Annotated in this window: 12 protein-coding genes; all 12 read right to left on the reverse strand. The window is 70.2% G+C overall.

All coding sequences use genetic code 11. The annotated features are described in order from the left end of the window. Positions 1-331 (reverse strand): hypothetical protein (locus tag AB0I52_RS29235; RefSeq protein WP_363077631.1); only part of this gene is annotated, 331 nt, incomplete at its 3' end. 232 nt (positions 332-563) lie between these two features. Further along, the gene (locus AB0I52_RS29240; protein WP_363077633.1) at positions 564-1,346 is read right to left on the reverse strand and encodes a TIGR03936 family radical SAM-associated protein; all 783 of its coding nucleotides are present in this window, start codon (positions 1,344-1,346) and stop codon (positions 564-566) included. A 437-nt stretch (positions 1,347-1,783) separates the two neighbouring features. Then, positions 1,784-3,709 (reverse strand): TIGR03960 family B12-binding radical SAM protein, encoded by a 1,926-nt coding sequence (locus AB0I52_RS29245; RefSeq protein ID WP_363077635.1) that lies wholly within the window; start codon positions 3,707-3,709, stop codon positions 1,784-1,786. A gap of 50 nt (positions 3,710-3,759) precedes the next feature. Continuing rightward, positions 3,760-5,277, reverse strand: a complete 1,518-nt coding sequence (locus AB0I52_RS29250) for a CYTH and CHAD domain-containing protein (RefSeq protein ID WP_363077637.1) — start codon at positions 5,275-5,277, stop codon at positions 3,760-3,762. Positions 5,278-5,327: 50 nt separating this feature from the next. Further along, entirely contained in the window at positions 5,328-6,518 is a 1,191-nt protein-coding gene (rodA, locus tag AB0I52_RS29255) for a rod shape-determining protein RodA (protein WP_363077639.1), read from the reverse strand. Further along, positions 6,518-8,683, reverse strand: coding sequence for a penicillin-binding protein 2 (mrdA, locus tag AB0I52_RS29260; RefSeq protein WP_363077641.1), 2,166 nt, complete (start codon positions 8,681-8,683; stop codon positions 6,518-6,520). Before mrdA ends, rodA begins: the two co-directional genes overlap by 1 nt. 61 nt (positions 8,684-8,744) lie before the next feature. Further along, a complete protein-coding gene (gene mreD / locus AB0I52_RS29265; protein ID WP_363077643.1) occupies positions 8,745-9,410 on the reverse strand; it encodes a rod shape-determining protein MreD in 666 nt (221 codons plus the stop codon). Positions 9,411-9,421: 11 nt separating this feature from the next. Then, positions 9,422-10,474 (reverse strand): rod shape-determining protein MreC, encoded by a 1,053-nt coding sequence (gene mreC, locus AB0I52_RS29270; RefSeq protein ID WP_363077645.1) that lies wholly within the window; start codon positions 10,472-10,474, stop codon positions 9,422-9,424. 98 nt (positions 10,475-10,572) lie between these two features. Then, entirely contained in the window at positions 10,573-11,592 is a 1,020-nt protein-coding gene (locus AB0I52_RS29275; RefSeq protein WP_136319828.1) for a rod shape-determining protein, read from the reverse strand. Positions 11,593-11,885: 293 nt separating this feature from the next. Beyond that, positions 11,886-12,299, reverse strand: a complete 414-nt coding sequence (gene ndk, locus AB0I52_RS29280; protein ID WP_363077647.1) for a nucleoside-diphosphate kinase — start codon at positions 12,297-12,299, stop codon at positions 11,886-11,888. A 115-nt stretch (positions 12,300-12,414) separates the two neighbouring features. Continuing rightward, positions 12,415-12,771, reverse strand: a complete 357-nt coding sequence (locus AB0I52_RS29285; RefSeq protein ID WP_363077649.1) for a DUF4233 domain-containing protein — start codon at positions 12,769-12,771, stop codon at positions 12,415-12,417. A gap of 5 nt (positions 12,772-12,776) precedes the next feature. Beyond that, positions 12,777-14,300 (reverse strand): folylpolyglutamate synthase/dihydrofolate synthase family protein, encoded by a 1,524-nt coding sequence (locus tag AB0I52_RS29290; protein ID WP_363077651.1) that lies wholly within the window; start codon positions 14,298-14,300, stop codon positions 12,777-12,779. Between the last annotated feature and the right edge of the window lie 165 nt (positions 14,301-14,465).

Raw genomic sequence — 14,465 nt, forward strand, 5'->3', positions numbered from 1 at the left:
CGGCCTCTACGGGCTCAGGGCTCTCCACGACCGCGGACTCCTCGACGATCTCCACAGCCTCCGCGGCCTGCGGCGCACCCGCCGGAGCGGTCGCCTTGCGGACCGCGCGACGACGCGCACGGACGGGCGGGGCAGCCTCGGCCTCGGTGGTGTTCTCCGTGCTGGGGTCCGACTCTCCGGCGTCAACGGCCGGTATGGCCGGCGCGCCGCCCAAGGGCGGCCCGGCCGGGCGGGACGCCGCGCGGCGCCTGCGGCGCGGCGGCAGCTTGTCCCCGGGGGTGTTGTTGTCTTCTGCGTTCCCGGTCGTGCCGGGTTCGGTGGGCTCGAGCATGCGGGCGGTTCTCCCGTCGCGCTCCCGGGCGCCGCGCCTGATTCCGGTCCGGCACGGTCCGCATGATGTACGCGGTACCGCCGTCCGGGGCGCGGGCGCCGCACGGGGGCTGAATGTCTGGCTCGCCGGTTCCGTACGCGGTGTGCGCACGGCCTGGCGAAAGTCTTATGGGTCAGCGCGCGGCCCGGCCCAGGTGGCTCCCGAGTCCGAGGGCTGCGCTACAACGACCGCCTTACGCGGTGCCTGCACCTTCCGGCGCCGTCGCGGCGGCGGTCCCGGTGGCCGTGGGTAGAGCGGCCGGGGCTGCCTCGCGGTCAGGCGCGAGCGGGTCGGTCACCGTGCCGGACTCCTCGTCGAAGAGCCCCTGCGCCAGCCTGGTCACCGCTGCGGGGACCGGCGGCGCCAGGTCGGCCACAACGCGAAGACCGGACAGGACGTCGTCAGGTCGTACGGCAGGTGTCACGTGCCGAACAACCAGCCGCAGTATCGCACAGGCCTTGACCCCGGGCCTATCAGGCTGTTGATCAAGGGCCTGCAGGTCCACCACGGCGGACCGGGCGTCGAAGCTGCGCATGCCGTTCTTCGTACGGCGCTGGACCTCGACGGCCTCGGCGTCGTTGAAGGCGGCCACGGCCTTCTCCGCCTCCTCGACGGAGACCCCGTCCAGCCGCATCTCCCAGATGGAGGCGGTCAGCCGGTCGGCGAGACCCGAGGTGCGGGCCTCCACGGCGTCCGTGATGTCGAGACCGTCCGGCAGCGAGTCGTTGAGCAGCTCACGCAGGACGTCGGGGTCACGCGCCTCGCTGAGGGCGATCTCCAGGAACTCGGCCTCACTGCCCGTGCCGGTGGGGGCGGCATTGGCGTAGGACACCTTGGGGTGCGGGGTGAAGCCCGCCGAGTAGGCCATGGGCACCCCGGAGCGGCGCAGCGCCCGCTCGAAGGCACGCTGGAAGTCACGGTGACTGGTGAACCGGAGGCGGCCGCGCTTGGTGTAGCGCAGACGAATGCGCTGCACCGTTGGTGCGGGCGGCGGGCCTTCGGGCTGTCGCTTGCCCAGTGGTTCTTCTCCTAGGTGCGGGACGGACGCGGGTGGCACGCCGCCCTCGAAATACGGGTGGCCCCGGGGTGTCCGTTCCGGCTCACCCCTGCTGGACGGAATTCTCGCCGTGCAGGGAGATCTCTGGTTCGGGCGCCGCGCTGGGCACAGTCGTTGCATGTTGCGCAGTACCCAGGGTACGCGCAACACGCCTGCCCGGTTCCCGGTGCCCCGGCCAGGTGCCGCGCGGGCGCCCGGCGTTTCGCGCGGTCCATGGCGCGATGGCCCGGCCGGGGGATTCCCGGGCCGGGCCATCGTCATCGGACTGTCACCCGGCCGGAGCCGGGCGGTGCCACTTCAGGACGTCACTTCAGGACGTCACTTCAGAACTTCGCTCACGACATCGCTTCGGGACGTCACTTCACGACCGTCAGCGGGAGGAGCTTCTTGCCCGTCGGGCCGACCTGAATGTCGAGGTCCAGCTGCGGGCACACCCCGCAGTCGAAGCACGGGGTCCAGCGGCAGTCCTCGACCTCGGTCTCGTCGAGCGAGTCCTGCCAGTCCTCCCAGAGCCAGTCCTTGTCGAGGCCGGAGTCCAGGTGGTCCCAGGGCAGAACCTCCTCGTACGTCCGCTCCCGGGTGGTGTACCAGTCGACGTCCACGCCGAAGCCGGGCAGCGCCTTCTCGGCGCTCTTCATCCACAGGTCGTAGCTGAAGTGCTCGCGCCAGCCGTCGAAGCGGCCGCCGGCCTCGTAGACGGCGCGGATGACGGAGCCGACCCGGCGGTCGCCGCGGGAGAGCAGGCCCTCGACGATGCCGGGCTTGCCGTCGTGGTAGCGGAAGCCGATCGAGCGGCCGTACTTCTTGTCGCCGCGGATCTTGTCCCGGAGCTTGGCCAGCCGGGCGTCGGTCTCCTCGACGCCGAGCTGCGGGGCCCACTGGAACGGGGTGTGCGGCTTGGGCACGAAGCCGCCGATGGAGACGGTGCAGCGGATGTCGTTCTGCCCGGAGACCTCGCGGCCCTTGGCGATGACGTTGACCGCCATGTCGCCGATCTGCAGGACGTCCTCGTCGGTCTCGGTGGGCAGACCGCACATGAAGTACAGCTTCACCTGGCGCCAGCCGTTGCCGTACGCGGTGGAGACGGTCCGGATCAGGTCCTCCTCCGAGACCATCTTGTTGATGACCTTGCGCATGCGCTCGGAGCCGCCCTCGGGGGCGAAGGTGAGACCGGAGCGGCGGCCGTTGCGGGTCAGCTCGTTGGCCAGGTCCACGTTGAAGGCGTCGACGCGGGTGGAGGGCAGCGAGAGCCCGATCTTGTCGTCCGTGTAGCGGTCCGCGAGGCCCTTGGCGATGTCGCCGATCTCGGAGTGGTCCGCGGAGGAGAGCGAGAGCAGACCGACCTCCTCGAAGCCGGTCGCCTTGAGGCCCTTCTCCACCATTTCGCCGATGCCGGTGATGCTTCGCTCCCGCACGGGGCGCGTGATCATGCCGGCCTGGCAGAAGCGGCAGCCGCGGGTGCAGCCACGGAAGATCTCCACGGACATCCGCTCGTGCACGGTCTCCGCGAGCGGGACGAGGGGCTGCTTCGGGTAGGGCCACTCGTCGAGGTCCATCACGGTGTGCTTGGACACCCGCCACGGCACGCCGGACTTGTTGGGCACGACCCGGCCGATGCGGCCGTCCGGGAGGTACTCGACGTCGTAGAAGCCGGGGACGTAGACGCCGCCGGTCCTCGCGAGGCGGAAGAGCACCTCCTCGCGGCCGCCGGGGCGGCCCTCGGCCTTCCAGGCGCGGACGATCTCGGTGATCTCCAGCACGGCCTGCTCGCCGTCGCCGATGACCGCGCAGTCGATGAACTCCGCGATCGGCTCGGGGTTGAACGCGGCGTGGCCGCCCGCGAGCACGATCGGATCGTCGAGGCCGCGGTCCTTGGCGGCCAGCGGGATGCCGGCCAGGTCCAGGGCGGTGAGCATGTTGGTGTAGCCGAGCTCGGTGGAGAAGCTCAGCCCGAAGACGTCGAACGCCTTGACCGGGCGGTGTCCGTCCACCGTGAACTGGGGCACCTTGTGCTCGCGCATCAGCTCCTCCAGGTCCGGCCAGACGCTGTAGGTGCGCTCGGCGAGGACGCCCTGGCGCTCGTTGAGCACCTCGTAGAGGATCATGACGCCCTGGTTGGGGAGCCCCACCTCGTACGCGTCGGGGTACATGAGGGCCCAGCGGACGTCGCACTCGTCCCACGGCTTGACGGTGGAGTTCAGCTCACCGCCGACGTACTGGATGGGCTTCTGCACATGCGGGAGCAGAGCTTCGAGCTGTGGGAAGACCGAATCGACAGACATCGCGAACTTTCGAGAGCCGGCAAGGATGACCATCCAGCGTACCGCGACGCTCAGCCTTCCCGTGCCGTCCGGATCTCCGCCCGGGACGCCTTCTCCCACACGCCGGGCAGCTCCCGTTCGCGTGCCGCCGCCGTCTCCTCCTCCTTCTCGTACAGGAGTCCCCAGGTGAACGACGGCTCGCCCGCCAGATGTGCCTGGCCGGCGAGGGCGCGCAGGGCCTCGCGGGCGACCACGCTGTCCTGGTGGTCACCGAGGACGCCCTGTACGGTCTTCAGCCGCCCGGCGGACTTCCGGGCCGGTTTCCCGAGCGCGGGGCGGGCGGCCTCCGCCGCGTACCGGGCGCGTTTGGCCGCCTTGCGCGCCGCGTGCAGGGCGAGGTCGCGCTCCTGGCCCGGTGGCAGTTCCAGGGCGTGGGCGATGCGGTGCGCGAGGCGCCGGTGGTCCTTGTGCAGGGCGCGCGGCAGCGCCTTGCCGGGTGACGCCTCGGCGGCGGGCAGCAGGGGCGGGTCCGCGAGGAGCGCGTCCAGGGTCCCGAGCAGCGTCAGGTAGCGGCTGCCGTCGAGTACGGCGACGGTGTGGCGGCGCGATCCGCTGCGGCGCGCCACCGACCAGGTCCGCAGCCGGCCGCGGACCGGGCCGAGGACCAGGGTGCGAGGCAGCCCGTCGAGCCGGGTGCGCAGTCGTTCGTCGAGTACCTCCTGGTCACGGTCGATGCCGAGCTCCGCCGCGAGCCACTTCAGCTCATCGGCGACGGGGCCGGTGACGGTCCGGTCGAGGAGCCGGCGGTACGTCCTGAAGGCGCTGCGCAGCCGGCGGGTGGCGACGCGCATCCGGTGCACGGAGTCGGGGAGACCGCGGCGCACCGCCGGATCGAGGGCGACGATCTCCGTGACCTGGTGGCGCACGTAGGCCAGGACGTGGTCGCCCGCGGTGTGCGGCCGGGACCGTTTGCCGCCCGGTTTGTCCTTCGGACCGGTCTCGGCCAGTGCCCGCGCCAGTTTGGACGGTGCGGCGGAGGGCCGTACCCCGGCCTTGCGCAGCCGCCGTTCGACGGCGTCGAGGAACGCGGGGTCGCCGTCGTCGGCGAGTTCGGCCTCGATCTCGGTCCAGGCGGTGTTGCCGCTGCCGCCGTGCAGCCGCTCGGCCCGGACCTCGTCCACGCTGATCTCGGCGAGCAGTGCGCCGTCGGGGCCGTTCAGGTGGTGGACGTCCCTGGCGGAGCGGAGCCGGACCACGGGGACGACCGGGGTGTCCAGGACCCGGGAGCGGATCAGTGCGGCGAGCTCGGGCGGCAGGGTGTCGGAGAGCGGTGCCCTGATCTCGTCGCGGATGCCGGTGGCGACCGGGAACTTGAGGTGCCAGCCGGCGTCGTCGCCCCCGGTGCGGCGGCGCAGGGTGAGCGAGCCGGCTGCGAGCCGGAGGTCCTCGGTGTCGTAGTAGACGGCGTCGAGTTCGCTGACGCCCCGGTGGTCGACGGCCGAGACGCCGGCCACCCGGCTCAGGTCGGGCAGCCGGGTGGCGTCAGTGGCTTCGTACTTCCGCTCGATCTCACGCTTCGAGTCCGCCATGAGTCGAATCTAGACGGGATGCACCCGGATGGGCAGGTGCCTCGCGCCGCTCAGGCCGTTATCGGCCGTTGCACCCTGATCGACTGGAGCAGTCCGATGGCCACCCAGATGGCGAACATCGAGGACCCTCCGTAGGAGACGAACGGCAGCGGCAGCCCGGCGACCGGCATGATGCCGAGCGTCATGCCGATGTTCTCGAAAGCCTGGAAGGCGAACCAGGCGATGATCCCGGCGGCGACGATCGTGCCGTACAGCTCGGTGGTCTCCCGGGCGATGCGGCAGGCGCGCCACAGGATGATGCCGAGCAGGACGAGGATCAGTCCGGCGCCGAGGAAGCCGAGTTCCTCTCCGGCGACGGTGAAGACGAAGTCGGTCTGCTGCTCGGGGACGAACTGGCCGGTGGTCTGGGTGCCCTGGAAGAGACCGGTGCCGGAGAGGCCGCCCGAGCCGATCGCGATGCGCGCCTGGTTGGTGTTGTAGCCGACGCCGGCCGGGTCGAGCGCCGGGTTGGCGAAGGCCGCGAACCGGGCGATCTGGTAGTCGTCGAGCAGTCCGAGCTGCCAGATGGCGACGGCGCCCGCGGTGCCCGCGCCGAGGAGTCCGAAGACCCAGCGGTTCGAGGCCCCGGAGGCGAGCAGTGCGCCGAGCACGATGACGGCCATGACCATCACGGAACCGAGGTCCGGCATTCCCATGACGACCACCATCGGGATCGCCGCCACGCCGAGGGCCTTGGCGACGGTCCGGTGGTCGGGGTGCAGCTGGTCACCCGCGTCGACGCGGGCGGCGAGCAGCATCGCCATGCCGAGAATGATCGTGATCTTGGTGAACTCGGAGGGCTGGAGGGAGAAGCCACCGCCGATGATGATCCAGGCGTGGGCGCCGTTGACGGTGGCGCCGAGCGGGGTGAGGACCGCCAGCACGAGGAGTACGGACAGGCCGTACAGGATCGGCACCGCGCCGCGCAGGGTGCGGTGGCCGAGCCAGATCGTGCCGACCATCAGGCCGAAGCCGATGCCGGTGTTGAGGGCGTGCCGGAAGAGGAAGTAGTACGGGTCGCCGTGGGTGAGCGAGTCCCGTCCCCTGGTCGCCGAGTAGACGAGCATCGCGCCGATGAGGGAGAGCGCGACCGCCGAGCCGAGCAGCGGCCAGTCGAGCCGGCGGACCATGGAGTCCCGGGCGGTGAACCGGCCCCAGGCCGAACGCTCGGGGGCGTACCGCTGGACGGAGAAACCGGCCATCAGTCGCGCCTCCCCAGGATCGCGGCGAGCGTCTGCTCGGCCGGCGGCTTACCCGCGTCCGGGTCGTACGGCTTGATCTTCGGGGTCTCGATGGAGCCGTCCTGCTGGATCTTCGGCAGGGACTTCTGCGGCGTCGGCAGCAGGGCCTTCTTGAGGTCCTGCTTGCCCGCGGCGTCGAGACCGTAGATCGCGTTGTAGATGTTGCGCACGGCGGGCCCGGAGGCGCCGGAGCCCGTACCGCCCTGGGAGATCGTCATGACGACCGTGTAGTCCTTGGTGTACGTGGCGAACCACGAGGTCGTCTGCTTGCCGTAGACCTCGGCGGTACCCGTCTTGGCGTGCATCGGGATCTTGTCCTGCGGCCAGCCGCCGAAACGCCAGGCGGCGGAGCCGCGGGTCGCGACACCCGCGAGGGCTCCGTCGATCTCGTTGCGCGTCTTCTGAGTGAAGGGCAGCTTGCCGTGCGACTTGGGCTTGATCTCCTCGACGGTCTTGCCGTCGCCGCTGACGATCGCCTTGCCGACGGTGGGGTCGTAAAGCGTGCCGCCGTTGGAGATGGCCGCGTAGATGGTCGCCATCTGGATCGGGGTGACGAGGGTGTCGCCCTGGCCGATCGAGTAGTTGACGGAGTCACCGGCACGCATCTTGTCGCCTTCGAGGCAGTTCTCGTAGGCGATCTTCTCGACGTACGTGCCGTCCTTCTTGCCCAGCTTGCACCAGGAGTCGTGGTTGGCCTTGGCGAAGCTCTTCTTCCACTCGCGGTCGGGGACACGGCCGCTGACCTCGTTGGGGAGGTCGATGCCGGTCTCCTTGCCCAGGCCGAACTGGTGGGCGGTCTTGTAGAACCAGTCGTTGGGCTTCTTCTTGGGGTTGTTGCCGCCGTCCTTCTGCCACTCGTTGTGCGCGATGCCGTAGTACACGGTGTCGCAGGAGACTTCGAGGGCGCGGCCGATGGTGATGTCGCCGTAGCCCTGGGACTCGAAGTTCTTGAAGGTCTGGCCGCCGATGGAGTACGAGCTCGGGCAGGGGTAGTTGCCGTCGAAGGGGTAGCCGGCGTTGACCGCGGCGGTCGAGGAGATGACCTTGAAGATGGAGCCGGGGGCGGCCTGGCCCTGGATGGCCCGGTTCAGCAGCGGGAAGTTGGAGTTCTTGCCGGTGAGCTTGGCGTAGTCCTTGCCGGAGATGCCGCCGACCCAGGCGTTGGGGTCGTAATTGGGCAGTGAGGCCATCGAGACGACCCGGCCGGTCTTGGCCTCCATGACGACGACGGCGCCGGAGTCGGCCTTGTAGTTCTCGCCGGTGTTGGCGTCGAACTCGGTGCGGGCCGTCTTCATGGCCTGGTTGAGCTCGTACTCGGCGACGGCCTGGACCCGGGCGTCGATGGAGGTGACGACGCTGGAGCCGGGCTCCGCCTTGTCGTTCTTCGCCTGGCCGATGACCCGGCCGAGGTTGTCGACCTCGTAGCGGGTGACGCCCGCCTTGCCGCGCAGCTCCTTGTCGTACGTGCGCTCCAGGCCGGACCGGCCGACCTGGTCGGAGCGCAGGTACGGCGAGTCGCTGTCCTGGGCCTTGGTGATCTCGTCGTCGGTGACGGGCGAGAGGTAGCCGAGGACCTGGGCGCTGTTGGCCTTGCCGGGTGCGGCGTAGCGGCGTACGGCGGTGGGTTCGGCGGTGATGCCGGGGAAGTCCTCGGCTCGTTCGCGGATCTGGAGGGCCTGCTGGGTGGTGGCCTCGTCGGTGACCGGGATCGGCTGGTAGGGCGATCCGTTCCAGCAGGGCTGCGGGGTCTTCGCGTCGCAGAGCCGGACCTTGTCGATGACGTCCTTGGGCTTCATGCCGAGCACGTCGGCGAGCCGGGTCAGCACACCCTTGCCGTCGTCGTGCATCTTCAGCAGCTCGGTGCGGCTGGCGGAGACGACGAGCCGGGTCTCATTGTCGGCAAGGGGTACGCCGCGGGCGTCGAGGATGGAGCCGCGGGCAGCCGGCTGGACGACCTGCTGGACGTGGTTGTTCTTCGCCTCGTCGGAGTACTCCTGGCCGTTGCGGATCTGGAGGTACCAGAGGCGGCCGCCGAGGGTGAGCAGCAGGGAGAAGACGAGGACCTGGATGACGACGAGGCGGATCTGGACGCGCTGGGTCCGGCCCGTCTCGGGGATGTTGGTCACGGGGCGCCCCCGGTGGTGGTCGGGCAGGGGGCCCGGTGGGCGGCCCCCGGGAAATGCAGCCTCACAGTCGCTTGACTCCCTTGATCCGTCCGGCGCGTGCTGCCCGGTTCCGGGCGGCCTTGACGCGCAGTCCGCCGCGCTGGCTGCCGATCCGCAGGCCGGTGCCCGCCGCGAGCCAGCCCGCCGTGGCGTCCTTGCCGCCGGAGGAGGACTCGGTGAGCGGGTCGTTCACCGTGCGTCTGGCCATCGCCATGATCAGGGGCACGGTGAACGGTGCGAGAAGCAGGTCGTAGACGGCCGCGGTGAACAGCAGGCTGCCCAGGCCCACGTGGCGGGCGGCCGTGTCGCCGACGAGCGCGCCGACACCCGCGTACAGCAGGGTCGATCCGATCGCCGCCGCGACGACCACGGCCATCGGCATGAAGGCCGACCTGAGCTGGCCGTTGTCCGGCTTGGCCAGTCCGGCGAGGTAGCCGATGACGCAGAGGACCAGCGCGTACCGTCCGGCCGCGTGGTCCGCCGGTGGTGCGAGGTCCGCGAGCAGCCCCGCGCCGAAGCCGATGAGGGCGCCGCTGACGTGTCCGTAGACGAGGGCCAGTCCGACGACGACCATGAGGAGCAGATCGGGCACCGCGCCGGGCAGCTGGAGCCGGGCGAGTACGGAGACCTGGACGACGAGTGCGATCACGACCAGGGCGATGGAGAGCAGAGTCCGGTTGACGCGCATGGGGATCAGCTCTACCTCTGTTCGTTTACCGCGTTGTCGGCGTTCGGTGTGGCGTTCCCGCTGGGGTTCGGGCTCGGGCCGCCGCTGGGGTTCGCGCTCTCGTGGATGTTCCCGACGACGTTGCCGCCGGTGTCCACGATGTCGCCGTTGGGCGAGATGGTGACGGTGACGGTCGGGGTGGGCTTCGGCTTCGCGGGCTTGGCCGGCTTCTTCGGCAGGACCATGTCGCGGGGGTCCTCGCGCGGGGCCTGGACCACGATGCCGACGATGTCGAGCTTGGTGAAGCCGACGTACGGGCGGACGTAGACCGTACGGGTCAGGTCGCCGCCGGACGGGTCGACGCGGACGACCTCGCCGACCGGGACTCCGGGCACGAACGGCTTGTCCTTGCTGGACCCGAACGTGACGAGCCGGTCGCCCTTCTTGACCTTGGCCTTGCCGTTCAGGAACTGGACGGCCAGCGGGCGTGAGCCCTGGCCGGTGGCGAAGCCGAGTTCGTCGGTGGACTCCATCCGGGTGCCGACGGTGAAGTCGGGGTCGTTGGCGAGGAGCACCGTCGCGGTGTCCGGGCCGACGGTGGTGACCCTGCCCACGAGTCCGTCGCCGTTGAGGACGGTCATGTCGCGCTTGAGACCGTCCCTGGAACCCGCGTCGATGGTGACCGTCCAGGAGAAGCCCTGGGCCGCTCCTATGGCGATGACCTCGGCGGCCTTGATGCCGTACTGTCCGGCGGCCGACTTCTTCAGCATCTTGTCGAGCTCGCGGACCCGGCTGCGGTTCTGGTCGTCGCTGCCGAGCTTGGCCTTCAGCGCGGCGTTCTGCTGCTCCAGTGCGGCGATCTTGTCGTGCCGGTCACCGGAGGCGCGTACCGCCCCTATGGCGTTGCCCACCGGGTCGACGGCTGCCGCGACGCCGTTCTCAACCGGTCCGAAGACCGTGGAGGCGGCCTGCCGGGCGCCGTCGACCGGCGACTCCTCCCCACCGCGGATATCCACCGTGATCAGTGCGAATGCGATGGCGATCAGCAGCACCAGGAGCAGCCGGCTCTCTCGTGTGTCCCTCACGTGCGGCGGCCGTGCCTTCCTCGTAGGAATATTCGTGCCTGTATATCAACGATCCTCCGCGCGGAGCGGCGGCGTCCGCGCGGAGGGCCGTGGAGTTCCTACCGTCGGGGCTGGGCGTCCAGCACCTGCTGGAGCGCCTCGAACTCCTCGACGCACTTGCCCGATCCGAGCGCGACGGAGTCCAGCGGGTCCTCGGCGATGTGGATCGGCATGCCCGTCTCGTGACGGAGCCGCTCGTCCAGTCCGCGCAGCAGCGCGCCGCCGCCGGTGAGGACGATGCCGCGGTCCATGACATCGCCGGAGAGCTCCGGCGGGCACTTGTCGAGCGTCGTCTTGACCGCGTCGACGATCGCGTTGACCGGCTCCTCGATCGCCTTGCGGACCTCGGTCGCGGAGATGACCACGGTCTTGGGCAGGCCCGAGACGAGGTCGCGGCCACGGATCTCGGTGTGCTCGTCCTTCTCCAGCTCGAACGCCGAACCGATGGTGATCTTGATCTGTTCGGCGGAGCGCTCACCGAGGAGGAGCGAGTACTCCTTCTTGATGTGCTGGATGATCGCGTTGTCCAGCTCGTCACCGGCGACCCGGATCGACTGGGCGGTGACGATGCCGCCGAGCGAGATGACCGCGACCTCGGTGGTGCCGCCACCGATGTCGACGACCATGTTGCCGGTGGCCTCGTGGACCGGCAGACCGGAGCCGATGGCCGCCGCCATGGGCTCCTCGATGATGTGCACCTGGCGGGCACCGGCCTGCGTCGACGCCTCGATGACGGCGCGTCGCTCGACCCCGGTGATACCGGAGGGCACACAGACGACGACCCGCGGGCGGGCCAGGTAGCGGCGCTTGTGGATCTTCAGGATGAAGTAGCGGAGCATCCGCTCCGTGATCTCGAAGTCGGCGATCACGCCGTCCTTCAGCGGCCGCACGGCAACGATGTTGCCCGGTGTGCGGCCGATCATCTTCTTGGCCTCGGCACCGACCGCCAGGATGCCGCCGGTGTTGGTGTTGATGGCCACGACGGACGGCTCGTTCAGAACGATGCCGCGCCCCCTGACGTACACCAGCGTGTTGGCAGTCCCGAGGTCGATAGCCATGTCACGGCCGATGAACGACATTGAGTTCCCCTTGTTCCCCATGAGGATGCGTCGGGCCTTCCCAAGTGAAAGCGGTGATGGCTTGATTTGGTAGGCGAGATGAGCGCTGCGGGCGTGGAAGCTTCCATCGTAGTGCCGGATACACCGACACAGCGCGAGGGTCCTTCGCCTTGTTGAGCAGAACGGGTGGCCGTCCCACTCATGGTGACGTTACGTCGGGGGGATGCGTTCCCGCGATCGGTGACCCTATGCCGAAGGGCGACCGAATTACTTCGGTCGCCCCAGGTCATGAGCGCTGTTTGGCGGAGCGGAGGTCAGGAAAGTCCCGGAAAGAACAGCTTCAGTTCCCGCTCTGCGGACTCCTCGGAGTCCGAGGCGTGGATGAGGTTCTCCCGGGTGATCGTGCCGAGGTCGCCACGGATCGATCCGGGCGCGGCGGCGATCGGGTCGGTGGGGCCGGCCAGGGCACGGACGCCCTCGATCACCCGCTCGCCCTCGGCCACCAGGGCGACAATCGGACCGGACTGCATGAACTCGACGAGCGGCTCGTAGAACGGGCGGCCGACGTGCTCGGCATAGTGCTGCTCCAGCGTCGCCCGGTCGAGGGTACGCAGCTCCAGCGCCGTGATCTTCCAGCCGGCCTTGCGCTCGATGCGGCCGACGATCTCGCCGACCAGACCGCGACGGACGGCGTCGGGCTTGAGAAGAACGAGGGTGCGCTGAGTCATGTGCGGCTCCTTGCAGGCATACGGGTGCGGTGAAGCGAGATTACAGGGGCACGATGACGGCCCGGCGGCCGGGTTTGCCCGCCGGGCAAGGGGCGTGCACCGGCCGCGCGCCGGGTCAGCCCGCGGCGGGGGCCTGCGCCGCCTCCTGCTCGGCCCAGCGGGCCTTCGCCTCGTCGATCTTGCGGCCGTAGTGCACCGAGGCCCACCACAGGCCACCGAAGACCAGGCCGAGGATGAACATCGTCGGCACCACGAAGCCACTGGCGACCAGCGCGATCTGGAACGCCCAGCCGAGCTGCACGCCGCCGGGGCGGGTGATCACCCCGCAGAGCAGCACGGAGAGCAGCATGCCGATGCCGCAGACCGTCCACACCGTCGCGGACGACAGGTCGTCGGACTTCATCGCGACGAGGCCGGCGAAGCCGATCACGAAGAACTCGCCGATCAGGGTCGATGCACAGAGCGTACGCACGTGGGTCAGCTCCTTCCCAGAAGCAGCCGGGCCTCGCCGACCGTGATCACGGATCCGGTCACCAGCACCCCGGCGCCCGCGTACTCGTCCTCTTCCTCGGCGAGGGTGATCGCCGCCTCCAGCGCGTCGTCGAGACGGGGTTCGACCTGGACCCGCTCGTTGCCGAAGACCTCGACGGCGACGGTGGCCAGGGCGTCCGCGTCCATCGCGCGGCCGCTGGAGTTCTGGGTGATGACGACCTCGGCGAAGATCGGCTCGAAGGCCTCCAGGAGCCCCCGGACGTCCTTGTCGCCGCTGGCACCGACCACACCGATCAGCCGGGAGAAGCCGAACGCCTCGGAGAGCCCCTCGGCGGCGGCGCGGGCGCCGGCCGGGTTGTGGGCGGCGTCCAGGACGACGGTCGGGCTGGAGCGGACGACTTCGAGACGGCCGGGCGAGAGCACCGCGGCGAAGGCCTTGCGGATGATGTCGGCGTCGAGCGATCCGGCCTGCTCGGCGCCGATCCCGAAGAACGCCTCGACGGCACAGAGCGCCACCACGGCGTTGTGCGCCTGGTGGGCGCCGTACAGCGGGAGGAAGACGTTGTCGTACTCGCCGCCGAGACCGCGCAGCGTCAGCAGCTGCCCGCCGACCGCGACCTCTCGGGAGACGACGCCGAACTCCATGCCCTCGCGGGCCACCGTGGCGTCGGCCGCGACGGCCTTCTTCAGCATCACCTGAGCGGCGTCGACCGGCTGCTGGGCCAGGATGACCGTCGCACCCTGCTTGATGATCCCGGCCTTCTCCGCCGCGATCTCGCCGGGCGTGGAGCCCAGCCGGTCGGTGTGGTCCAGGGAGATCGGGGTGACGACCGCGACCGTGGAGTCGATGACGTTGGTCGCGTCCCAGCTGCCGCCCATGCCGACCTCGACGACGGCGACATCGACCGGCGCGTCGGCGAACGCCGCGTACGCCATGCCGGTGAGCACCTCGAAGAAGGAGAGCCGGTAGGGCTGCTGCGCGTCGACCATCTCGATGTACGGCTTGATGTCCTGGTACGCCTCGACGAACCGCTCGGCGTCCATCGGGGCGCCGTCCAGGCTGATCCGCTCGGTGATCGACTGGACGTGCGGCGAGGTGTAACGGCCGGTACGCAGGTCGAACGCGCCGAGCAGGCCCTCGATCATGCGGGCCGTGCTCGTCTTGCCGTTGGTACCGGTGATGTGGATGGAGGGGTACGCGCGCTGCGGGTCACCGAGCACGTCCATCAGGGCGGCGATGCGCGTCACGGACGGCTCCAGCTTGGTCTCCCCCCAGCGCCCGGCGAGCTCCCGCTCCACCGCGCGCAGCGCCCTGTCCACCTCCGGATCGGAAGGGCGGGCGGGGACCTCGTCGGCCTGGGGCGGCCCGGAGGCGGCGCGCAGCGTCCGGCTCCCGGCCTCGATCACCGCCAGGTCGGGGTCGCGCTGGGTCGCTTCGTCGACGATCTCCGCGAAGGTCTCGTCGGAGTCGGACGCGTCGTGCCGGTCGGAAGGGCGGGGCTCACTCACAGGGCCAGTCTACGGATGAGCACCGACATCGCGCGCAGCGCCCGGCGGCCCGGCCGCACGGAGCCCCCGTACCCCTCGGCCGAGGGGTACGGGGCTCGCGCGGGGTGCGCGCAGTGCGGTGGGCCGCAGGTTCCCCGGTGGGCCCGGGGTCGGGGAGCGCGGCCC

The sequence above is a fragment of the Streptomyces sp. NPDC050423 genome (assembly GCF_040655445.1).
GTDB lineage: Bacteria > Actinomycetota > Actinomycetes > Streptomycetales > Streptomycetaceae > Streptomyces.